General features: G+C 70.1%; 22 protein-coding genes. 12 read left to right on the top strand and 10 right to left on the bottom strand.

Annotated elements, in window-relative coordinates; genetic code table 11:
- The first annotated feature begins 147 nt into the window (after positions 1-147).
- Positions 148-378, top strand: coding sequence for a hypothetical protein (locus ABS78_RS17620; RefSeq protein WP_293382320.1), 231 nt, complete (start codon positions 148-150; stop codon positions 376-378).
- A 69-nt stretch (positions 379-447) separates the two neighbouring features.
- On the opposite strand, the gene glmS is transcribed toward ABS78_RS17620, so the two are convergent.
- Complete coding sequence (glmS, locus tag ABS78_RS17615) at positions 448-2,268, bottom strand: glutamine--fructose-6-phosphate transaminase (isomerizing) (RefSeq protein WP_293382317.1); 1,821 nt, start codon at positions 2,266-2,268, stop codon at positions 448-450.
- Positions 2,269-2,406: 138 nt separating this feature from the next.
- Between glmS and glmM the strand changes: the two genes are divergently transcribed.
- Positions 2,407-3,759 (top strand): phosphoglucosamine mutase, encoded by a 1,353-nt coding sequence (gene glmM / locus ABS78_RS17610; RefSeq protein WP_293382314.1) that lies wholly within the window; start codon positions 2,407-2,409, stop codon positions 3,757-3,759.
- Between the two features lie 242 nt (positions 3,760-4,001).
- Positions 4,002-4,163 carry a hypothetical protein gene (locus ABS78_RS17605; protein ID WP_293382311.1) on the top strand — a complete coding sequence of 54 codons (162 nt, stop codon included), beginning with the start codon at positions 4,002-4,004 and terminating at the stop codon, positions 4,161-4,163.
- Positions 4,164-4,242: 79 nt separating this feature from the next.
- Here the strand turns inward: ABS78_RS17605 and ABS78_RS17600 are convergent, their stop codons facing one another.
- Positions 4,243-5,544: a UDP-glucose/GDP-mannose dehydrogenase family protein gene (locus ABS78_RS17600; protein WP_293382308.1), complete on the bottom strand. Its 1,302-nt coding sequence runs from the start codon at positions 5,542-5,544 to the stop codon at positions 4,243-4,245.
- Between the two features lie 133 nt (positions 5,545-5,677).
- On the opposite strand from ABS78_RS17600, the gene ABS78_RS17595 reads away from it, so the two are divergent.
- Together ABS78_RS17595 and ABS78_RS17590 are read left to right on the top strand one after the other, a co-directional pair.
- A complete protein-coding gene (locus ABS78_RS17595) occupies positions 5,678-5,935 on the top strand; it encodes a type II toxin-antitoxin system VapB family antitoxin (RefSeq protein WP_293382305.1) in 258 nt (85 codons plus the stop codon).
- Entirely contained in the window at positions 5,932-6,318 is a 387-nt protein-coding gene (locus ABS78_RS17590) for a type II toxin-antitoxin system VapC family toxin (protein ID WP_293382302.1), read from the top strand. Before ABS78_RS17595 ends, ABS78_RS17590 begins: the two co-directional genes overlap by 4 nt.
- A 64-nt stretch (positions 6,319-6,382) precedes the next feature.
- Here ABS78_RS17590 and ABS78_RS17585 read toward each other — a convergent pair whose 3' ends face one another.
- The 4 genes from ABS78_RS17585 to ABS78_RS17570 form a co-directional block, all read right to left on the bottom strand.
- The gene (locus ABS78_RS17585; protein WP_293382299.1) at positions 6,383-6,712 is read right to left on the bottom strand and encodes a hypothetical protein; all 330 of its coding nucleotides are present in this window, start codon (positions 6,710-6,712) and stop codon (positions 6,383-6,385) included.
- Positions 6,713-6,833: 121 nt separating this feature from the next.
- Entirely contained in the window at positions 6,834-8,336 is a 1,503-nt protein-coding gene (locus tag ABS78_RS17580) for a phosphomannomutase/phosphoglucomutase (protein ID WP_293382296.1), read from the bottom strand.
- A gap of 255 nt (positions 8,337-8,591) precedes the next feature.
- Positions 8,592-9,557, bottom strand: coding sequence for a KpsF/GutQ family sugar-phosphate isomerase (locus ABS78_RS17575; RefSeq protein ID WP_293382293.1), 966 nt, complete (start codon positions 9,555-9,557; stop codon positions 8,592-8,594).
- A 28-nt stretch (positions 9,558-9,585) separates the two neighbouring features.
- Positions 9,586-9,831 carry a hypothetical protein gene (locus ABS78_RS17570; protein WP_293382290.1) on the bottom strand — a complete coding sequence of 82 codons (246 nt, stop codon included), beginning with the start codon at positions 9,829-9,831 and terminating at the stop codon, positions 9,586-9,588.
- A gap of 96 nt (positions 9,832-9,927) precedes the next feature.
- Here ABS78_RS17570 and gpmA point away from each other — a divergent pair, with 96 nt between their 5' ends.
- On the top strand, positions 9,928-10,638 hold the full coding sequence (gene gpmA, locus ABS78_RS17565) for a 2,3-diphosphoglycerate-dependent phosphoglycerate mutase (RefSeq protein ID WP_293382287.1): 711 nt from the start codon (positions 9,928-9,930) through the stop codon (positions 10,636-10,638).
- Positions 10,639-10,648: 10 nt separating this feature from the next.
- Here gpmA and ABS78_RS17560 read toward each other — a convergent pair whose 3' ends face one another.
- Positions 10,649-11,929 (bottom strand): serine hydrolase domain-containing protein, encoded by a 1,281-nt coding sequence (locus tag ABS78_RS17560; RefSeq protein ID WP_293382284.1) that lies wholly within the window; start codon positions 11,927-11,929, stop codon positions 10,649-10,651.
- Between the two features lie 112 nt (positions 11,930-12,041).
- Here ABS78_RS17560 and ABS78_RS17555 point away from each other — a divergent pair, with 112 nt between their 5' ends.
- Together ABS78_RS17555 and ABS78_RS17550 are read left to right on the top strand one after the other, a co-directional pair.
- The gene (locus ABS78_RS17555) at positions 12,042-12,476 is read left to right on the top strand and encodes a deaminase (RefSeq protein ID WP_293382281.1); all 435 of its coding nucleotides are present in this window, start codon (positions 12,042-12,044) and stop codon (positions 12,474-12,476) included.
- Between the two features lie 100 nt (positions 12,477-12,576).
- Positions 12,577-13,842 carry a pentapeptide repeat-containing protein gene (locus ABS78_RS17550; RefSeq protein WP_293382278.1) on the top strand — a complete coding sequence of 422 codons (1,266 nt, stop codon included), beginning with the start codon at positions 12,577-12,579 and terminating at the stop codon, positions 13,840-13,842.
- Positions 13,843-13,964: 122 nt separating this feature from the next.
- Here the strand turns inward: ABS78_RS17550 and ABS78_RS17545 are convergent, their stop codons facing one another.
- On the bottom strand, positions 13,965-14,417 hold the full coding sequence (locus tag ABS78_RS17545; RefSeq protein WP_293382275.1) for an Hsp20 family protein: 453 nt from the start codon (positions 14,415-14,417) through the stop codon (positions 13,965-13,967).
- 237 nt (positions 14,418-14,654) lie between these two features.
- Here ABS78_RS17545 and ABS78_RS17540 point away from each other — a divergent pair, with 237 nt between their 5' ends.
- The 4 genes from ABS78_RS17540 (at position 14,655) to ABS78_RS17525 (ending at position 18,404) form a co-directional block, all read left to right on the top strand.
- Positions 14,655-15,506, top strand: coding sequence for a methyltransferase domain-containing protein (locus ABS78_RS17540; RefSeq protein WP_293382272.1), 852 nt, complete (start codon positions 14,655-14,657; stop codon positions 15,504-15,506).
- Between the two features lie 96 nt (positions 15,507-15,602).
- Positions 15,603-16,451, top strand: a complete 849-nt coding sequence (locus ABS78_RS17535; RefSeq protein WP_293382269.1) for a methyltransferase — start codon at positions 15,603-15,605, stop codon at positions 16,449-16,451.
- 75 nt (positions 16,452-16,526) lie between these two features.
- Entirely contained in the window at positions 16,527-16,835 is a 309-nt protein-coding gene (locus tag ABS78_RS17530; RefSeq protein WP_293382266.1) for an SCP2 sterol-binding domain-containing protein, read from the top strand.
- A gap of 6 nt (positions 16,836-16,841) precedes the next feature.
- A complete protein-coding gene (locus ABS78_RS17525; RefSeq protein ID WP_293382263.1) occupies positions 16,842-18,404 on the top strand; it encodes an alpha/beta hydrolase in 1,563 nt (520 codons plus the stop codon).
- A 37-nt stretch (positions 18,405-18,441) separates the two neighbouring features.
- Here ABS78_RS17525 and hisN read toward each other — a convergent pair whose 3' ends face one another.
- Positions 18,442-19,266: a histidinol-phosphatase gene (gene hisN / locus ABS78_RS17520; RefSeq protein ID WP_293382260.1), complete on the bottom strand. Its 825-nt coding sequence runs from the start codon at positions 19,264-19,266 to the stop codon at positions 18,442-18,444.
- Between the two features lie 80 nt (positions 19,267-19,346).
- Entirely contained in the window at positions 19,347-19,739 is a 393-nt protein-coding gene (locus tag ABS78_RS17515; RefSeq protein WP_293382257.1) for a helix-turn-helix transcriptional regulator, read from the bottom strand.
- Positions 19,740-19,753 lie beyond the last annotated feature (14 nt).

Raw genomic sequence — 19,753 nt, 5'->3', positions numbered from 1 at the left:
TCCGCACGCCACCTGGGCGCTCCCCTAAAGCGATCCGCCGCCGCAGCGCGCGCTTCTGCGGTGCGCCAGCCCATCACGATTTTGAGATTGCGGGAAGTTGTGTAACGTCCCCGGCGTCGGGGGATTCACCCCCAGGGGAGCGTATTCATGAAGCTTCGCGTGCTCACGATCGCCGCCGCCGGCGTCATGGCCCTTGGCCTGGCCGCCTGCCAACAAAAGGAAGAAGCGGCCCCGGCCGCCGACGCCGCGCCTGTCGACGCCGCCGCCGAGCCGGCCGTCGAGGCGCCGCCGGCCGACGCCGCTGCGCCTGCGGACGCCGCGGCTCCGGCGGCCGATTCGATGATGGCCGCCCCGCCGGCGACCGAGCCCGCGAAGTAGGCCGGACGATCCGAACGGATCGAAGTTCCGGAACGGCCGTCCCGCCCGGGGCGGCCGTTTTCCTTTGCGCTATTCGACGGTGACCGACTTGGCCAGATTCCGCGGCTGGTCCACGTCGGCGCCCTTCTGTACGGCCACGTGATAGGCGAGGAGCTGGATCGGCGGCGAATACACCAGCGGCGCGATCAGCGGATCGCAGCGCGGCGCCGTCACCACCACCCGCGCCCCTTTCGGCGCATGCCGTTCGCCTTCCGAATCCGTGATGAAGACCACTTGGCCGCCCCGGGACATCACCTCGTTCATGTTGGACGCCGACTTCTCGAAATAGCTGTCGAACGGCGCGAGGATCACGATGGGCGTCTGTTCGTCGACGAGGGCGATGGGGCCGTGCTTGAGCTCGCCTGCGGCATAGCCTTCGGCGTGGATGTAGCTCAGCTCCTTCAGCTTCAGCGCGCCCTCGAGCGCCAGCGCGTACATGGGCCCGCGGCCCAGGTAGAGCACGTCGCGCGCCTTCGCGACCTCCTGCGCCACGGCGCGGACCGCATCCTCCAGCTCGATCGACTCGGCGATCAGGCGAGGGGCCTCCAGCAGCAGGCGGACCATCCGCTGCTCCTCGGCGTCGTCGATCCGTCCGCGGGCGCGGGCCGCGGCGACCGCGAGCGCGGTCAGCACGCTGACCTGGGCGGTGAAGGCCTTGGTCGAGGCCACCCCGATCTCGGGGCCGCAGTGGATGGGCCAGACCACGTCGGCCTCGCGGGCCATGGTGGATTCCTGGGCGTTCACGACGGCGGCGCTCTTCATGCCCTTGTCCTGGCAGTAGCGCAGGGCCGCCAGGGTGTCGGCCGTCTCGCCGGACTGCGACACGGCGATCACGAGCGAGTCCGGGCGCAGGGCCGGCTGCCGGTAGCGGAACTCGGAGGCGATCTCGACGTCCACGGGCAGGTCGGCGAGTTGCTCGATCAGGTACTTGCCCAGCAGGCCGGCGATGAAGGCCGTGCCGCAGGCCACGATCTGGATGCGCTCCAGCCTGGCGAAGTCGATCCCGCCCGGCACGGCGGTGCGGCCCGTGGTGGCGTCCACATAGGCGGCCACGGTGCGCTGGCACCCCTCGGGCTGGTCGTGGATCTCCTTCTCCATGAAGTGCCGGTAGTTGCCCTTTTCGACCAGGGCGGCCGAGGCGGGCACGACGCGGACGGCCCGCGCCGCAGGCGCGCCGGACTGGTCGAAGATGCGGGCCTCGCCGTGGCGGATGGCCACGTAGTCGCCTTCGTCCAGATACGACACCCGGTTCGTGAAGGGCCCCACGGCCAGGGCGTCCGAGCCGATGAACATCTCGCCGTCGCCGTATCCCACCACCAGCGGGCTGCCGCGCCGCGCCCCCAGGATGAGGCCGTCCTCTCCGGCGATCAGCACGCCCAGGGCATAGGCGCCGACGAGCTGGTCCAGCGCGGCCTTGAACGCCTCCAGCGGCGCCTTGCCCGTGGACAGTTCGTGGTCCAGCAGGGCGGCGATCACCTCGGTGTCGGTGTCGCTCTCGAACGTCCGCCCGGTGGCCGCCAGGCGCTCGCGGATCTCGGCGTAGTTCTCGATGATGCCGTTGTGGACCAGGGTCACACGGCCGGCCCTGTGAGGATGGGCGTTGCGTTCGGTGGGGGCGCCGTGGGTGGCCCAGCGGGTGTGCCCGATGCCCACCGTGGCGGACAGGGGATCGGCGGCGAGCACCTCTTCCAGCGCCTTGATCTTGCCCGCGGCGCGCCGGCGGACGACCTCACCGCCCACGATTCCGGCGACGCCCGCCGAATCGTAGCCGCGGTACTCGAGCCGCTTGAGGCTCTCGATGAGCCGTTCCTGCACCGAATGCGTGCCGACGATGCCGATGATACCGCACATGTGGCCTGGGCTTCCTTATATGGTAAGGGCGAATCCGGTGCGGTCACCCCGTGACCGGCGCCTTTAGCATTAGCAAAGGCCCCATGGACTAAATCTGGGTTTCGGTTCGTTTCCAGAGCATTTCCGGCAGATTATCCCATGAGCAAGCGCGCCTACTTCGGCACTGACGGCATTCGCGGCGAAGCCAACCGCCATCCCATGACGGCCGAGGTGGCCCTGAGGGTCGGCATGGCCGCCGGCAAGCTCTTCATGTCGAAGGACGACCGTCGTCACCTCGTCGTGATCGGCAAGGACACCCGGCTTTCCGGCTACATGATCGAGCCCGCCCTCGTGGCCGGCTTCACCAGCGTCGGCATGGACGTGCGGCTGTTCGGCCCCCTGCCGACGCCCGGCGTGGCGATGATGACCCGCAGCCTCCGCGCGGACCTGGGCGTCATGATCTCGGCCTCGCACAACGCCTATACCGACAACGGCATCAAGCTGTTCGGGCCGGACGGCTACAAGCTCTCGGACGAGCAGGAACTGGCCATCGAGGCCCGCATGGACGAGGGGCTGGAGCAGAACCTGTCCGGCCCCGAGGGCCTGGGCCGCGTGCAGCGGATCGACGACAGCCAGGCGCGCTATATCGAGATCGCCAAGGCCACGTTCCCGCGCCGCCTGAACCTGTCGGGGATGCGGATCGTGATCGATTGCGCCAACGGCGCCGCCTACAAGGTGGCGCCGGCCGCTCTGTACGAGCTGGGCGCCGAGGTCATTCCCATCGGCGTCGCGCCCAACGGGACCAACATCAACGAGGAGTGCGGCTCGACGCACCCCGCCGCCATGCAGAAGGCGGTCAAGGACTATCGCGCCGACATCGGCATCGCCCTGGACGGCGACGCCGACCGGCTGGTGATCTGCGACGAGAAGGGTCAGGTCGTCGACGGCGACCAGATCATGGCGCTCATCGCCGGAGAGTGGGCCCGGCGCCAGCGGCTGCGGGGCGGCGGGCTCGTCGCCACCATCTATTCCAACCTCGGCCTCGAGCGCTTCCTGGCCGACCGCCAGCTCAAGCTCGAACGTACGGCCGTCGGCGACCGGGCGGTCATGATGCGGATGCGCGAGGCGGGCTACAACGTGGGCGGCGAACAGTCGGGCCACATCATCCTGTCCGACTTCTCCACCACCGGCGACGGCCTGCTCTGCGCGCTGCAGGTGCTGGCGGTGCTCAAGGAGGGCGGGAAGCCGATGAGCGCGCTGGCCCGACAGTTCGAACCGGTGCCCCAGCTCCTCGAGAACGTCCGCTTCTCGGGCGGCAAGCCCCTGGAGAGCGATCAGGTGAAGGCCGTTCTCGCCGCCGCCGAGCAGCGGCTGAACGGTTCGGGCCGCCTCGTGGTGCGGGCCTCGGGCACCGAACCCCTGATCCGCATCATGGCCGAGGGCGACGACGAGACGCTGGTGAACCAGGTGGTCAAGGACATCGCCGGCGCCGTGAAGAAGGCCGCCGCCTGAGACCCTGACGTCGGTCCGAGGGCGGCCCTGGCGGCGTTCCCGATTTGACCCCCGAGGTGCTGCAAAGGCGCATAGCCGTCCTGCGAACCTGTCGTCGACGGCCCGTCACGCCGCGGCGCCGAAGCGCGCGTCCGCCCGCCGGTCGGCGAGCGTAACCCTAGCCATTCCTGAATCCTTGTGTCATCGTGGACACAATCGCCCGGCTCGACATGGGCGAGCACGACGGAACTTGGGAGGATTTCATGCGGCGTGATCTCGCCCTTGGCGGCGCTGCGCGGCAGATCGAGCGGCCGGCCCGCTCGATCGCGTGTCTGGCTTTCGTAGGACTTCTCGGCGCGGCCTTCTGGGCCGGCGCGGCGTTCATCGTGGAGCGCGTTCTCCAGACGCCCGGCCTGGGCTTCTGACGAGCGGCTCCGCCCGCGCCCGGGGCGCGGGCTCAGGTTCGAACTCAGGCCCGAACTCAGGCCCGAACTCAGGCCCGACTCAGGTTCGTCCGACGCTGAGGTACTGGAAGCCGCGGGCGCGCATGTCCGCGGGCTTGTAGATGTTGCGCAGGTCGACGAGCACCGGCTTCTTCATCAGGAGCTTGATGCGGTCGAGATCCAGGGCGCGGAACTGGTCCCATTCCGTGATGATCACCAGGGCGTCGGCGCCCTCGGCGACCGCATAGGGATCGTCCTTGAAGTCGACGCCCGACAGCAGGCCGCGGGCTTCATGGCCCTCGGGGTCGTAGGCCTGGACCCGGGCGCCCTTGTCCTGAAGCGACGGCACGATGGCCAGCGACGGGGCGTCGCGCATGTCGTCGGTGTTGGGCTTGAAGGTCAGACCCAGGACGCCGACGGTCTTGCCCTTCAGGTCGCCGTCGAGCGCCTTGACCACCTTGCGGGCCATGGCGCGCTTGCGCTCGTCGTTGACCTTGATGGTGGTCTCCACCAGCTCGACCGGAGACCCGGCGTCGCGGGCGGTGCGCACCAAGGCGATGGTGTCCTTGGGGAAGCACGAGCCGCCATAGCCCGGGCCGGCGTTCAGGAACTTGCCGCCGATCCGGCCGTCCAGGCCGATGCCCTTGGCCACCTGCTGCACGTCGGCGCCCACCGCCTCGCAGAGGTCGGCCATCTCGTTGATGTAGGTGATCTTCAGCGCCAGGAAGGCGTTGGCGGCGTACTTGATCAGCTCGCTGGTGCGGCGGCTGGTGAACAGGATCGGGGTCTCGTTCAGGTAGAGCGGGCGGTACAGTTCGCGCATCACCGCCTGGGCGCGCTCGTCCGTCGTGCCCACCACCACGCGGTCGGGCCGCTTGAAGTCCTCGATGGCCGCGCCCTCGCGCAGGAACTCCGGGTTCGACACCACCGCCACGTCGGCGTCCGGCGCCACGCGCTTGAAGATCGCCTCGATCTCGTCGCCGGTGCCGACCGGGACGGTCGACTTGGTGACCACCACGGTGAAGCCCTGGACCAGGCCGGCGATCTCCTCGGCCGCCGCATAGACGTACGACAGGTCGGCGTAGCCGTCGCCGCGACGCGACGGGGTGCCTACGCCGATGAACACCGCGTCCGCCTCCCGGATCGCCTGGGTGGCGTCGGTGTCGAAGAACAGGCGCCCGGCCTTGACGTTGCTGGCGACGAGCTGGTCCAGCCCCGGTTCGTAGATCGGGATGCCGCCCGCCTTGAGCTGCTCGATCTTGGACGCGTCCTTGTCGATGCAGGTCACGGTATGGCCGAAGTCGGCGAAACAGGCCCCGCTGACGAGGCCCACATAGCCCGTCCCGATCATCGCCACGCGCATTCAAGAACTCCCTGGAAGGCAGCGCCTTTCACCATGCGCCGCAATCGGTCGCAACGGCACACCTCTATCGCGGTGCAGCAATTTGTGGGCCGGGTGGCGTGCAGATCGCGATCATGATACATTTTTCGCCGTCATGACAAAGCCGATCCAGATCAGGAAGGAAGACGTCGCCAGCGATATCCGCAGGTTGGCTACCCTTACGGGTGAGTCCATCACGGACGCCGTCGCCGAAGCGGTCCGCGAGAAGCTGGACCGGATCGAGTCGGATCGCGGACTGGCCGACAGGCGCAGGCGTGTGCGCGAGCTTGTGGCCTCGTTCGCGGCGCTTCCCAAGACCGGGCATAGGCTGACCGACGACGACCTCTACGACGACTACGGCCTGCCGAAGTGATCGCGGTCGATGCGTCGGCCGTGCTCGCCATTCTGTTCGACGAGCCGGACGCCGGAACCTACTCGGACATTCTGATCGCCCGCGGCGGGGTCATTTCGCCGGTCAATCGGTGGGAAGTCCTTGTCGCCGCATATCGTGAGGGGGGCGATCCTGGCGTCGCCGACGCCCGCGCCTTGATGGAGGCGCTTCAGGTCGATGGGGCGGACATGCCGGCCGCGGCGGGCGATCTGGCCTTCGAGGCCTTTCGCCGCTTCGGCAAGGGCGCCGGCGGCCCGCTGAACCTCGGCGACTGCTTCGCCTATGCGTTGGCGCAGGTCGAGGGCGACGGCCTGCTGTTCAAGGGCGACGACTTCCCGAAGACGGACGTGAAGCCCGCGGTCTGAGAGGGTCCGTGGCCACGACTGACAAGGTTCGGCGAAGGGTGGACTACAGACTCTGGTCGGATGATCAGCAGGGCTTATCGGAGCGGATCAGGACTTGGTTTCCCCAGAAGTTTAGCCGCACTGCGGGACCCAGGCGCAACTCGAACCAGTACGTGTCGCCCCAGACATGTTGTGTGCCCTGGGTGATGCCGCACAGCTCCCAGCCATGGGCGTTTCGCTCACAGACATAAACGGCCCACTCGCCGTCGGCAGTCTCCCCCAGGCCACTCACGGATATGCCGCCTCTGTCGGCAACTGTTGGATCATAGTGAAGCTCGTAGTCGTTCACTGGTCCCGAGAACTTCTGAGAAAAGGCTGGCGGCAAATCCATTTCCGGCGGCATCTCCGAGTTCATCGACCAAGCTTGGAGGCGGAATACAATGTCCGCAACGGGTCGACTGTAGGCGTTGGCGGAGCGCCTCCAACGAGACGTGCGCGAGCCTCGACAGCCTGAGGTCTGCCGCGCCAGCAACCGCTCAGATCTCCTGGTTGTACCTGCCTACCTGTGGACGCTTGGCCAGCCGCGGCTTCACCTCGTCGCGGAACAGGGCGCGCATGTCGTCCTCGGACTGCGTGCTCTCCACCACCACCACGATCTCGGGCTTGTTGGACGAGGCGCGCACCAGCACCCACGAGCCGTCCTCCAGCGCCGCGCGCACGCCGTTCACCGTCACCAGGTCCACGATCCTCCGGCCCAGGATGGTTCCGCCCGCGTCGCGCAGGGCGGTGTATTCGGCCACCACGTCGTCGACGACGCCGTACTTCTCCTCGTCGGCGCAGTGCGGGCTCATGGTCAGTGAGGTCCACGCCACCGGCAGGGCCTTCTTGAGGTCGGAGAGCTTCTGGCCCGGATTGCGCTCCAGCATGGCCAGGATCGCCGCGGCCGCCACCAGCCCGTCGTCGTAGCCGCGCCCGATCGGCGGGTTCATGAAGAAGTGGCCGCTCTTCTCGAAGCCGGCCAGCGCGCCCAGTTCGGCGGTCTTGCGCTTGATGTAGCTGTGACCGGTCTTCCAGTAGACGGTCTTGGCGCCGTTGGCCTTCAGCACCTCGTCGGTGGCGAACAGGCCCGTGGACTTCACGTCCACGACGAAGGTGGCGTCCTTGTGCAGGATCGAGAGGTCGCGGGCCAGCATCAGGCCGATCTTGTCGGCGAAGATCTCCTCGCCTTCGTCATCCACCACGCCGCAGCGGTCGCCGTCGCCGTCGAAGCCCAGGGCCATGTCCGCGCCGTGCTCCTTCACGGCCGCCGCCATGGCGTGCAGCATCACGCTGTCCTCGGGGTTCGGATTGTATTTCGGGAAGGTCCAGTCGAGGTCGCAGTCCATCTCGATCAGGTTGGCGACGCCCATCTTCCGCAGCGCCTGGGGCGCGAAGGCGCCTGCGGTGCCGTTGCCGCAGGCGGCGATCACGGTCAGCGGCCGCGTGAGGCTGACCCTCCCGGCGGCGTCCGCGATGTAGCGCTCGGCCACCCCGGCGATGTGGGCGAGCGAGCCGCCCGGCCGCTGGGCCCACTTGGCGGCGAGGACGATCTCCTTCAGCCGGCCCATCTCGTCGGGACCGAAGGTGAGCGGCCGCTGGGCCCCCATCTTCACGCCGGTCCAGCCGTTCTCGTTGTGGCTGGCCGTCACCATGGCCACGCAAGGAGCGTCCAGGTCGAACTGGGCGAAGTAGGCCATCGGCGAGACGCTGAGGCCGATGTCCAGCACCTCGCAGCCGGCCGCCACCAGGCCGATGGTCAGCGCCTGCTTGATCGAGAGCGAATAGCTGCGGAAGTCGTGGCCCACGACGATCCGCGTCTGGCCCATCTCCTGGATCAGGGTTCCCAGGCCCAGGCCCAGGGCCTGCACGCCCAGCAGGTTGATCTCGGGCCCGAACAGCCAGCGCGCGTCGTACTCCCGGAACCCCGTCGCCTTCACCAGCGGCGCGTTCTCGTACTCGAAGGTGTTGGGCTTCAGGTCGGCGCGGGGGGCGGTCAGCATGGGGACTCCAGGCGGTCAGCTAGGGGGCCGTGTCTAGCCCGCCGATAGGGGCGAGGCCACTGAGGAAGCCTTAACGGGAAGACGTTCCTCCCCCTGAAGGGAACACTTCGGGGGAGGTGGCGCCCCGGATTCGATCCGGGGCGTCGGAGGGGGCGCGAAGCGGCGCGCGCCGACCTCCAGCTTGCGCCCCCTCCGTCTCGTCGCGTTCCGCGCCGAGCCACCTCCCCCGTCGTCTTCGCGACAGGGGAGGAGCGATCACATTACGCCGGCGCGCAGCAGGTCGTGGACGTGGAGGATGCCCAGGGGCTTGCCGTCTTCGACCACGAACAGGACCGTCACCGCGGGCGGTGGGTCGCTCATCAGCGCCAGGGCCTCGGCCGCCAGCATCCCCGGCGGAGCGGTCTTCCGCGGTCCGGGCGTCATCACGTCGCCGGCGTTGTGATCCAGGAGACCGTCGATATGGCGGCGCAGGTCGCCGTCGGTGATCGCGCCCAGCAGGCGGCCCTTCGGGTCCACGACGCCCACGACGCCCCAGCGCTTCTCGCTCATCACCAGCAGGGCGTCGCGCATCGGCGTCTCGGGCGCCACCAGCGGCAACTCCTCGCGGCCGTGCATCAGATCGGCGGCGGTCCGCAGCATGGCGCCCAGCTTGCCGCCGGGGTGGAAGTCGCGGAACTGCTCGGGCCGGAATCCGCGCCGCTCCAGCAGCGCCACGGCCAGGGCGTCGCCCAGGGCGATCTGCAGGGTGGTCGAGGTGGTGGGCGCGTTCACCGCGGCGGCGGCCTCGGGCGCGTCGGGAAGCTGGAGCAGGATGTCCGAGGCCAGGCCCAGGGCGCTGTCCGGGGCGGCCGTCATCCCGATCAGCGGGATGTGGAAGCGGGCGGCGTAGGCGATCACGTCGGCCAGTTCGCGCGTCTCGCCGGTCTTGCTGAGCGCCAGGATCACGTCGTCGGCCCCGATCATGCCCAGGTCGCCGTGGCTGGCCTCGCTGGCGTGCACGAAGATCGCCGCCGAGCCCGTCGAGGCCAGGGTGGCGGCGATCTTGCGCGCCACATGGCCCGACTTGCCGATGCCGGTGCAGACGATCCGTCCGCGTGCCTCGAAGAGCATCTCCACCGCCTCGGCGAAGGAGTCGCCCAGGCCGGCGGCCATCCGGCCGAGGGCCTCGGATTCCGTCTCCAGCACCCGGCGGCCGACGGCGATGGTGTCCTGGCGGGTCATTGGGCCGGCTTCGTCCTTGGCGGATGCGTCATTGAGAGGGCGCGATCGCCTGGTTCTGGATGTTGCGGACCGCCTGGCGCGCCTGTTCGGCGCGGCGCTGGGCGGCTTCGTGCTGGCGCTGCATCTGCGCCTGCATTTCGGCGGTGCGCTGCACGGGCTCGCGCCCGAACGGCGCAGGCGAGCGGTCGCCCAGGCCCTGCGGCCAGACCATCGCCAGCGCGATCGCGGCCGCGGCCGCAAGTGCGAGGATCGGCAGGTAGAAGCGGTCCAGCATCGGCCCGCTATAGCGGGTCCTGGCGAACTGGGAAACTTGACGCCTCGGGTTCGATTGCCTAGCCGAACCGCCTCGCACGCCCGAAGGAGCCCGCCCTTGCCCACCCTGATCCTGCTGCGTCACGGCCAGAGCCAGTGGAACCTGGAGGACCGCTTCACCGGCTGGGTGGACGTGGACCTGACGCCCCGGGGGGAGGCCGAGGCGACGAAGGGCGGGGAACTCATCAAGGCGGCGGGCATCGCCATCGACCGGGTCTTCACCTCGGTGCTGACCCGCGCCATCCGCACCTCGTGGCTGGCGCTGCACGCCGCCGGCCAAGCCTACGCGCCCGAGATCAAGGACTGGCGGCTGAACGAGCGCCATTACGGCGGCCTGACCGGCCTGAACAAGACCGAGACCGCTGCGAAGCACGGTGACGACCAGGTGAAGATCTGGCGCCGCAGCTACGACATCCCGCCGCCGAACCTGGCGCCGGGCGGCGAGTTCGATTTCTCGAAGGACCGTCGGTACGCCGGCCTCGACCTGCCCGTGACCGAGAGCCTGAAGACCACGCTGGATCGTGTGCAGCCCTACTGGGACGCCGAGATCGCGCCGTGCCTCAAGGCGGGCGAGACCCTGCTGGTCGCCGCCCACGGCAATTCGCTGCGGGCCATCGTGAAGCTGCTGTTCGCCGTGTCGGACGACGCCATCGTCGGCGTGGAGATCCCCACCTCGAACCCGCTGGTGATCGAACTGGACGCCGGATTGAAACCCACGGCCGCCCGCTACCTGGACGCCGAGCGGGCCACGGCCATCCCGCCGGTCTGATCGCGCGTGGTCAGGCGGCGGCCTTGCGGGGTCGCACCCGCCACCCGACCACGATCCCCGCGACGAGGATCAGGACTGCGCCGGCGACGAGACCGGTCAGGGTCTTCCGCGCCTCCATCAGGACCATGAACGCATCGACCTTGCCGGTGCGCCAGAAGACCCATTCGCCGGCCAGCCGGGTGGCGAGCAGCGGCGCGCCGCTCTCGAGCAGGACGATGCCGTCGCCGCTGGCCGGATCGAAGCGCGCGGCGGTGTTGATCGCCGGCTCGTTGTTCCCGTCGTGTCCCACGATGTGGCCGCCGGCGCCGTTGGGCGCGTACAGGACGACGCCCAGGCCCCAGATGTCGGCCCCCATCTGCCGCGCGTGGGGCCGGCGCATCTCCTCCAGCGTCGCCGGGCTCAGCACGCCCCGGCCGGGCAGGGCGCCGTCGGGGCCGGGCAGGTGGGCCTGGATCAGCCGGGCCATGTCGGCCGCGCTGGTGTAGAGCGCCGCCGCCGCCGCCGCCGTGAAACGGTAGTGCGTCGCGAGGCCGCCGTCCTCGTCGTAGAAGCCGGCCAGGTTCGGCGCGCCTTCCGGGGGAGTCACGAAGGTGGAGCGCGCCATGCCGAGCGGTTGCAGGACCGCGCGCTGCATATAGGCCTCGAACGTCTCGCCGGTGACGTCTTCGATCAGGAGTTGCAGCAGGGTGTAGCCGCCGCCCGAGTATCGCCAGGCTTCGCCGGGCGGCTGCCCGACGCGCACAACCCCGTCCCGGCCGGGCGAGGCGTCGGCGGCGCGGGTGAGCGATTCGGGCAACGACTGGAGAGGCCGGCCCGGCGCGAAGCCCGCGTAGCCCAGTCCGTCGGTGAGGCCCGCAGTATGGCTCAGCAACCGTCGGGCGGTGACGCCGCGGTTGTCGAAGTCGCCGGGCGGAAGGCGCCAGCGATTCAGGTAGGTGTCGACCGGCGCATCCAGGTCGATCCGCCCGCCCTCGACCAGCGTCATGACGCCCAGCGCGGTCACCCACTTGCTCAGAGACGCCACCTGGAACAGCGTGTCCCGGTCCACCGGCGCGCCGCGCGAGAGGTGGTGCTCACCCATAGGCCGGCCGCGTTCGATCAGCAGCAGGGACAGTGCGCCCGGTCCCTCGGCGTCGGCCAGCCGCGTGGCGGCCGCCATGAAGGCGGCGGCGTCCCCGGGCGGGGCCAGCGGCCGGCGCCACCACCCCTCCAACGTTCCGGCGAGGAACACAGCAGCCCAGACGGCGAGGGCGCAGACCGTGACCAGAGCGGTGAGGATCAGACGGCGCATCGAGGGCCTCCGAAGCGGCCGCAGGGAAACGCCACGCGCGGCGATCGGATGTTGTCGGCTGCGCGTGGAATCTACAAGTAGGCGAGCCGGCGGCGGGATCGGGATGGAGACGATGCGCGACGAGGATTTCATGCGCCGGGCGATTGCGCTCGCGGCGGAGAACGTGGGCCGGACGGCCGACAACCCATCGGTGGGCTGTGTGATCGTCGCCGCCGGCGCCATCGTCGGCGAGGGCGTCACCGCGCGGGGCGGGCGGCCGCACGCCGAGGAGCAGGCTCTCGACGCGGCCGGCGCCGCGGCCGTCCGCGCCACGGCCTATGTGACGCTGGAGCCCTGCGCCAAGCGCTCGTCCGGGGGGCTGTCGTGCAGCGAGCGGCTGGCGGCGGCGGGCGTGGCCCGGGTGGTCGTGGCCTGCGCCGACGCGTCGGTCTTCGCCGACGGCGCCGGTGTGCGTCGCCTGCGCGAACACGGCTTGGCCGTCGAGGTGGGGCTCCTGGCGGACGAGGCGGCGAAGCTCTACGCGGACTACCGTCCGGCGGCGCGCTGAGGGGCCCAACGCGCCCGGTGCTCGGCCAGAGTCTGGAAAGTCGCCGTTAATCCCGGGCGCCTAGCATGGTTCACTGTCTGTTACTGCGCTTGCCGGAAGCATGCTGCCCGCCGAAAACGCCAGAACGCTCGTCCAGGACCGCCTGACCCAGGCGGAGGTCGACGCCATCTGCGCCAAGCACGACCGTCTCTGGAGTTCCAAGCCCGGTGGGGCGCGCGCCGTATTCGCGTTCAAGGACCTGTCGGGAACGAAGCTCAGCGGCCGCAACCTTTGCGACGCCGACTTCACCGGCGCCATCGTCAACGACTGCGATCTCCGCGGCGCGCGGCTCGACAACGCCAACCTGTTCTGCGCCGACCTCACCGGCTCGGATCTTCGGGAGGCCTCGCTGCGACGCGCCGACCTGCGCGGCTCGTGCATGCGCAGTGTCGATCTGACCGGCGCCGACCTTTTCGAGGCCGACCTGCGGGAAGGGGCCCTGGCCGCCGGCGACCGGCGTTTCGGCTTCCGAAAGCTCGAGATCGGGCGGCCGAATTCGGGCGAACTGCAGGGGGCGATCCTGGCCGGCGCCAACCTGGAGCGCTCGCGGCTTTCGGGCGCCATGGCTGTCCGCGCCGACTTCACCGACGCGGTGATGAAGGACGCCAAGCTCATCCGCGCCAACCTGAAGCAGGCCAATCTGGCCGGAGCCAACCTGTCGGGCGCGGACCTTTCGGGCGCGGATCTCGCCGGGGCCGACCTGCGCGACGCGATCCTGGTCGGCGCCCGTACGGTCGCCTGGAATGTGTCGCAGGCCAATATGGCCGGGGCGCTCACCGACGAGCCGGCGGGACGCGCGCTCAGCGATCTGCCCTATGCCGAGATGATCCGGGACCACGCCCGCTGGTGCGAGACGGGCGGCGCCGAGGGCAAGCCTTCGTCCTTCGATAACGCCGACCTGCGGGCGCTGAATTCGATCCGCGGCTACAATCTCACCGCGTTGTCCGCCAAGCACGCGACGTTCTACGGCCTCGACATGGAGGGCGTGCAACTCCAGGGCGCCCACCTCGAAGGCGCCGACCTGCGCAACACCGTCCTGCGCCGAGCCGACCTGCGGGGCGCGCGCCTTGTCGGGGTCAAGCTGTCGGGCGCGGACCTCCGGGAGGCCCAGTTGGGACCTCTGCTACTGGGGGCCGACCGTGTGTTGCCGTGCAACCTCGCGGGGGCGCAGCTCAAAGGCGCCGACCTGACCGGCGCCGACGTCCGGCACGCGGTCTTTCAGGACGCCGACGTCAGCCGGGCCAACTTCAGCGGCGCTCTGCTCAAACAGGCCAATTTCACGGGCGCCTTCCGGCAGGGCGCGCGCGGCCTCGACGAGGCGATCTGATCGGGGCGATCTGATCGGGGCGATCTGAGCGGGGGCGATCTGCGATCGGGCCAGCGCCGCGACGAAGAAAGGCGGCGCCCTTGCGAGCGCCGCCTTCGTGGTCATCGGACCTCCGGGCCGCCTCAGGCGGCCTTTTCGCCCTCGATCAGGGTGGAGGGGCCGGTGGTGATCTGCACGCTCCGCGGCTTGAGGGCTTCCGGCAGCTCGCGCTTCAGCGAGATCGACAGCAGGCCGTCGGCCAGGTTGGCGTCGGTCACGATCACATAGTCGGCGAGCTGGAAGCGGCGCTCGAAGTTCCGCTCGGCAAGGCCGCGGTGCAGGTAGCGGCGGGTGTCGTCGTTCGCGGCTTTCTTGCCGGTGACGGTCAGGAGGTTTTCCTTGACCTCGACGTTCAGCTCTTCGGGACGGAACCCGGCCACCGCGATGTCGATGCGGTAGGCGTTCTCATCGGTGCGCTCGATGTTGTAGGGCGGATAGCCCGTGGCGGCGTCGGCGGCCGCGGTCTCCAGCAGGTTCGCCAGGCGGTCGAAGCCCACGACGGAGCGATAGAGGGGGGAGAAGTCGATCGTACGCATTGAGGTCACATCCTTCTTTCAAAGCAAGGTTGCGTTCTGATTGGACCTGTGGCGCCCCGGAATGGCGGCGCCTGCAGCCCAGGAGGCCCGGACATCCAGCGCCTCCACGCCATGAGTTAGGCGCGCCCTACAGGGTTTCAAGGGGGCGGGGGCTTCAAGGGATTGGCGGCTTCGAGGGGTTGCCAACACCGCGTCACGCCCTACGGTCGCGCCATCGGAACCAGGAGGAATCCCCCAATGCTCCGCGCCGCCATGGCCGCCGCCGCCGTGTTCGCACTCACCGTTCCCGCCGTGGCCCCCGCCGTGGCCCGGGCCGCCGACGCCCAGCTTGCCGCCGCCGTCGCCGGCGATCAGCGCAGCGCCGCCCACAAGGCTCGCGACGGCGCGCGCAATCCCGTCGAGACCCTCACCTTCTGGGGCCTCAAGCCCAATCAGACGGTGATCGAGCTGTCGCCCGGCAGCGGCTATTGGACCGAAATCCTCGCGCCGTACGCCAAGGCCACGGGGGGAACCTATGTCGCCACCGCCGCGGACCTGGACAATCCCAGCCTGTCGGACGCCGCGAAGAAGGGGCGGGCGGCCTTCGAGGCGCGCTATGCCGACGAGGCGAAATTCGGCAAGGTGCGCTACGCCAATTTTGGCCCCACCTCGGGTGCGCTGGGCGCGCCCGGTTCGGCCGACATGGTCATCACCGCCCGCAACATCCACAACTGGGCGACCCAGCCGGCCATGCTGGAAAAGGTGCTGAAGGACATCCATGCCGTCCTCAAGCCCGGCGGCGTCCTGGCGGTCGAGGAGCACCGGTCCGATCCCAAGCCCGAGGATCCCAAGTTCGCCACGGGCTACATGTCCGAGGCCACGGTCATCGCCGCCATCGAGAAGGCGGGCTTCAAGCTGCAGGCCAAATCCGAGGTGAACGCCAACGCCAAGGACACCAAGGACCATCCGTTCGGCGTCTGGACCCTGCCGCCCGTGCGCCGCACCGCCGCGTTCGGCCAGCCTGACGATCCGAACTTCGACCGGACCAAGTACGACGCCATCGGCGAGAGCGATCGGATGACCCTGCGGTTCGTCAAGGCCGCCTCGTAGAGGCCGGATGGGGCCTTTGACCCACGCCGCCTCAGCGGCTAGCACACGCGGGACGGTCGGCCGCGGGGGCGCTCGAACGCAAGGGGCGCCCCGCCCATGATCCATCCCTCCCGACGCCTGGTGCTGACGGGCGCCGCGGCCCTCGCGGGCTGTGGCGGCCAGCCGGGCCAGCGCCTGCCGCGCACTGTGGCCGAAGCGGTGGCCGGTCCCTGGCGCACGCCGGCCGACCGCGCGCGAGACCGCTGGCGTCACCCCGCCGAGAGCCTCGCCTTCTGGGGCCTGAAGCCCGGCGACAGGGTCGTGGAGTTCTGGCCGGGAGCCGGCTGGTACACCGAGATCCTGGCGCCGTTCCTGGCCGGCACGCGCGGGCGCCTCTACGCCGCGCATCTGCAACTGGGCGATCCGCCCGATCCCGCGGCCCGTGAGGTGGTCGAGGCCTTTCGCCGGCGGTTCGCGAACGGCCGCGGCGTCTATGGCGATGTCGAGATCACCGGGTTCGGCGCCACCAGCGGCCCTGTGGCCCCCGCGGGGTCGGCCGACCTCGCCCTCTTCCTGCGCAACCTCCACAACTGGATGGCGGCCGGCATCGCCGAGAAGGCGTTCCGCGACGCCTTCCTGGCCCTTAAGCCCGGCGGCGTCCTGGGCGTGGAGGAGCATCGGGCGGCGCCGGGCGGCGTGCCGGATGTCCTGGCCGAAAGCGGATATGTGGACCAGGCCTACGCCATCCGCCTGGGCCAGGAGGCGGGCTTTCGCCTGGCCGCGACCAGCGAGATCAACGCCAACCCCAGCGACACCCGCGACCATCCCTTCGGAGTCTGGACCCTGGCCCCGGTGGGGCGTTCGTCGCCCCGCGGCCAACCCGACGATCCGAACTTCGACCGCACCGCCTACGACGCCATCGGCGAGAGCGACCGGATGACGCTGAAGTTCGTCAAACCCGCATAGCGGCGGCGGCGAAGGTTTACATGGCCGCCGCGCGAAGCGAAGCTCGCCACCGACTCAGGAGCGTCGCGACGGGGCATGGCCAGTCTCGAGGAATTGACCGACCGGATCCGCCAGGCTGCGGCGTCCGGCGAGGGTCTGTCGCTTAAGGTCAAGCTCGACCTGAAGGGCGAGGGCGTGATCCATCTGGACGGCCCGGTCGTGACCAACGACGACCGCCCGGCCGACCTCGTGGTTTCCGTCAGCCGCGCCGACCTCGTCCGTCTCGGCAAGGGCGAACTCGATCCGATGCGCGCGGTCATGACCGGCCGCATGAAGCTGTCCGACATGAGCCTCGCCTTCAGCCTCCAGCGGCAGATCCAGGCGCTGTTCGAGAGGGCGGCCTAGTCGGCCATGAGCGACACCGCACCCCTCGTCGGCGTCCCCGAGGCGCCCGTGCCGCAGGGCGCCGAAGCGGCCTGGTTCGTCGGCGCCGGCGGGGCGAAGCTGCGCGCGGCGCTGTTCACGCCCCCGGGTCCGCACCGCGGTTCGGTGGTGCTCTCGGGCGGGCGCACCGAGCCCATCGAGAAGTATTTCGAGACCATCTCCGACTTCATGGCGCGCGGCTTCGTCGTCCTCGCCCATGACTGGCGCGGCCAGGGACTGTCGGCGCGCGATCTGCCGGACAGGCTGAAGGGACACGCCCGCGGATACCGAGGCTTCCTGGAGGACTACCGTCGGCTGCTCGACGCCTACGAGCCGCGCCTGCCCAAACCTTGGATCGCGGTGGGCCATTCCATGGGCGGATGCCTCACCCTGCTGGCCCTGGCCTATGGCGAGGCGCGCTTCGCGGGCGCCTGCCTGTCGGCGCCGATGCTGGGATTGCAGTTCGGGAAGGTGTCGCCGCGCGTCGCCGGGGCGCTGACGTGGCTGAACGTCACTCTGGGCCGGGCCGGACGCTATACGGTGGGCGGCGCGAGCGACCCGTTCGCCGAGGCGTTCGAAGGCAATGTGCTGACCCATGATCCGGCGCGCTACGCCCGCTATCGCGCCCAGCTTGCGGCCTGTCCCGAACTCGCGCTCGGCAGCCCGACGTGGGGTTGGCTCGACTTCGCGCTGAAGGCCACGGCATGGCTGTCGCAGCCCGAACGGCTGCGCGGCGTGACCCTCCCTGTCGAGATCGTCTCGGCGGGCGAGGAGCGTCTGGTCGACAACGCCGCCCAGGCCGCGGCGGCCCGAAACCTTCCCCAGGGCCGGCTCGTCGCCGTCCCCGGCGCATACCACGAAATCCTCATGGAGACGGACGACATGCGTAACATCTTCCTGCGAGTGTTCGACGCGCTCACCGGCAAGGCGGCGCCGAAGCCCGCCGAAGCCCCGAAGCCCGCCCCCGAGGCGTCCAAGCCGGCGCCTGTCGCGGAAGCGCCGAAGCCCGCGCCCGCGCCGGTCCCGGAACCCGCGCCCGTTCCGGCGGCGTCCGAACCCGCGCCGGCCGCCGTCGTCGAGGCCGCTTCCCCAGCGCCCAAGCCGCCCGCGGTCAAGGCGAAGACGGCAAAGCCCAAGGCTGCGAAGACGCCTGCGGCGCCCAAGGCTCCCGCGAAGGCGCCTGCAAAGGCCAAGGCGAAGGCTGCCGCGGTGAAGGCCCCCGCGGCAAAGACGACGAAGCCGGCCGCGAAGGCTCCGGCCGCAAAGCCGGCGCCCGCAAAGTCGGCGCCCAAGGCGAAGGCCGCCCAACCCGCACAGCCCAAGCCCGCCGCCAAACCCAAGGCTGAGCCGGCCAAGGCCGCCCCGAAGGCCGCCCCGAAGGCCAAGGCCCAGGCGACTCCGGCCAAGGCGACTCCGGCCAAGGCGACCGCAGCCAAGGCCCCGCCTGCGAAGGCCGCCGCCCCCAAGGCCGCGAAGCCTGCGACGGCGAAGTCGGCGCCCAAGGCGAAGGCCGCTCCCAAGACCGCGAAGAAGCCGCCAGCCAAGGCCTGACCGTCCCCAAGGCTGGACGGGCTCCAGCCGCGCCGCGTCAGGCGGCGGCGCGGCGAAGCGAGATGAGCGCCTCGTCGAGGCAGGCGCGATCTCCGGCGATGGCGATCTGTCCCCCGTCGCGCCCCACCGGCTGGCCGCGCCAGTCGGTGGTGATTCCGCCCGCACCCGCGATCACCGGGATCGCGGCTTCGATGTCCCAGCTCTTCAGCCCGGCCTCGACCACGAGGTCCATCGTGCCCGCCGCCACCATGGCGTAGGCGTAGGCGTCGCACCCCAGGCGCGCCAGCCGCGCGGCCGCCCGCACCTGGCGCCAGGCGCCCAGTTCCGAACCCGTGAAACAGGCCTCTGGGTCGGTGGTGGCGATCAGGGCGTCGGTCAGCCTGGGACAGGCGCGCGCCTTCAGAGGTCGTTCGCCTGCGGGGCTCACCAGCCGCGAGCCGCCGGCGTGGCCCAGGTAGATCTCTCCCAGGTATGACTGAGCGATCGAGCCGAGCACCGGCGCGCCGGCATGGCGCAGGCCGATCAGGGTGCACCACAGGGGCAGGCCGGCGATGAACGCGCGGGTCCCGTCCACCGGGTCCAGCACCCAGACGAACTCGGCGTCCGGACGGTCTTCGCCATACTCCTCGCCGATGACGCCGTGCTCCGGATAGCGTGCGGCGATCAGAGACCGGATGGCGCGCTCTGCGCCCTTGTCGGCTTCGGTGACGGGGTCGAAGCCCGCGGCCTGCTTGTTCACCACCCCGTGCGCGCCGCGGAAGAGGGGCAGGATCACGTCGGCCGCCGCGCGGTTCAGCTCCAGGATGAAGCTGTCCAGCTCGGCCAACCGGGAGGAAGAGAGGGAGGATACGGGGGGGCTCATGACCCCCGTTTAGCCTGTCTCGCGGCCGTTGCGTCAGGCGAATCTGGGACGCGCGCGACAGGCCGTCCGGCGGATCGGGGTCAGGCCTCGATCTCGCCGTTCATCGCCTTGGCGAGGTCCAGCAGGCGGCGGCGGGGACGCTCGCCGAGCTGGTAGTAGGCGTGGATGAGATCCTGGGTTTCCTTGCTGGCCAGGGTCTCGTTGGCGCTGGTGGTCTCGCGCTCCATGCTCTCGCGCTGGTCGCGGGTCAGGCCCTCGTAGAAGTAGCTGATGGGAACTTCCAGCACTTCCGCCAGTTGCCACAGGCGGGCCGCCGACATGCGGTTGGCCGCGCACTCGTACTTCTGGATCTGCTGGAACCGCACGCCGCAGGCATGCGCCAGCTCCTGCTGGGTGAGCCCGAGGAGGCGACGCCGGCGGCGGAGACGCCGACCCAGGTGGATGTCGATCTCGTCCATGGAATCCCCGACCATGATTTCCCTTAGTC

The organism is Phenylobacterium sp. SCN 70-31, from assembly GCF_001724605.1.
Classification (GTDB): Bacteria; Pseudomonadota; Alphaproteobacteria; order Caulobacterales; family Caulobacteraceae; genus Phenylobacterium.
This window is presented reverse-complemented; position numbering and strand designations above follow the sequence as displayed.

What these genes read in the sequence shown, in the direction of transcription:
- ABS78_RS17525 (WP_293382263.1), top strand. Translation starts at nt 16,842, where the DNA reads ATGAGCGACACCGCACCCCTCGTCGGCGTCCCCGAGGCGCCCGTGCCG.
- ABS78_RS17515 (WP_293382257.1), bottom strand. Translation starts at nt 19,739, where the DNA reads ATGGTCGGGGATTCCATGGACGAGATCGACATCCACCTGGGTCGGCGT.
- ABS78_RS17600 (WP_293382308.1), bottom strand. Translation starts at nt 5,544, where the DNA reads ATGCGCGTGGCGATGATCGGGACGGGCTATGTGGGCCTCGTCAGCGGG.
- ABS78_RS17540 (WP_293382272.1), top strand. Translation starts at nt 14,655, where the DNA reads ATGCTCCGCGCCGCCATGGCCGCCGCCGCCGTGTTCGCACTCACCGTT.
- glmM (WP_293382314.1), top strand. Translation starts at nt 2,407, where the DNA reads ATGAGCAAGCGCGCCTACTTCGGCACTGACGGCATTCGCGGCGAAGCC.
- glmS (WP_293382317.1), bottom strand. Translation starts at nt 2,268, where the DNA reads ATGTGCGGTATCATCGGCATCGTCGGCACGCATTCGGTGCAGGAACGG.
- ABS78_RS17570 (WP_293382290.1), bottom strand. Translation starts at nt 9,831, where the DNA reads ATGCTGGACCGCTTCTACCTGCCGATCCTCGCACTTGCGGCCGCGGCC.
- hisN (WP_293382260.1), bottom strand. Translation starts at nt 19,266, where the DNA reads ATGAGCCCCCCCGTATCCTCCCTCTCTTCCTCCCGGTTGGCCGAGCTG.
- ABS78_RS17585 (WP_293382299.1), bottom strand. Translation starts at nt 6,712, where the DNA reads ATGAACTCGGAGATGCCGCCGGAAATGGATTTGCCGCCAGCCTTTTCT.
- ABS78_RS17550 (WP_293382278.1), top strand. Translation starts at nt 12,577, where the DNA reads ATGCTGCCCGCCGAAAACGCCAGAACGCTCGTCCAGGACCGCCTGACC.
- ABS78_RS17530 (WP_293382266.1), top strand. Translation starts at nt 16,527, where the DNA reads ATGGCCAGTCTCGAGGAATTGACCGACCGGATCCGCCAGGCTGCGGCG.
- ABS78_RS17535 (WP_293382269.1), top strand. Translation starts at nt 15,603, where the DNA reads ATGATCCATCCCTCCCGACGCCTGGTGCTGACGGGCGCCGCGGCCCTC.
- ABS78_RS17575 (WP_293382293.1), bottom strand. Translation starts at nt 9,557, where the DNA reads ATGACCCGCCAGGACACCATCGCCGTCGGCCGCCGGGTGCTGGAGACG.
- ABS78_RS17545 (WP_293382275.1), bottom strand. Translation starts at nt 14,417, where the DNA reads ATGCGTACGATCGACTTCTCCCCCCTCTATCGCTCCGTCGTGGGCTTC.
- ABS78_RS17560 (WP_293382284.1), bottom strand. Translation starts at nt 11,929, where the DNA reads ATGCGCCGTCTGATCCTCACCGCTCTGGTCACGGTCTGCGCCCTCGCC.
- ABS78_RS17620 (WP_293382320.1), top strand. Translation starts at nt 148, where the DNA reads ATGAAGCTTCGCGTGCTCACGATCGCCGCCGCCGGCGTCATGGCCCTT.
- ABS78_RS17580 (WP_293382296.1), bottom strand. Translation starts at nt 8,336, where the DNA reads ATGCTGACCGCCCCCCGCGCCGACCTGAAGCCCAACACCTTCGAGTAC.
- ABS78_RS17595 (WP_293382305.1), top strand. Translation starts at nt 5,678, where the DNA reads ATGACAAAGCCGATCCAGATCAGGAAGGAAGACGTCGCCAGCGATATC.
- ABS78_RS17555 (WP_293382281.1), top strand. Translation starts at nt 12,042, where the DNA reads ATGCGCGACGAGGATTTCATGCGCCGGGCGATTGCGCTCGCGGCGGAG.
- ABS78_RS17605 (WP_293382311.1), top strand. Translation starts at nt 4,002, where the DNA reads ATGCGGCGTGATCTCGCCCTTGGCGGCGCTGCGCGGCAGATCGAGCGG.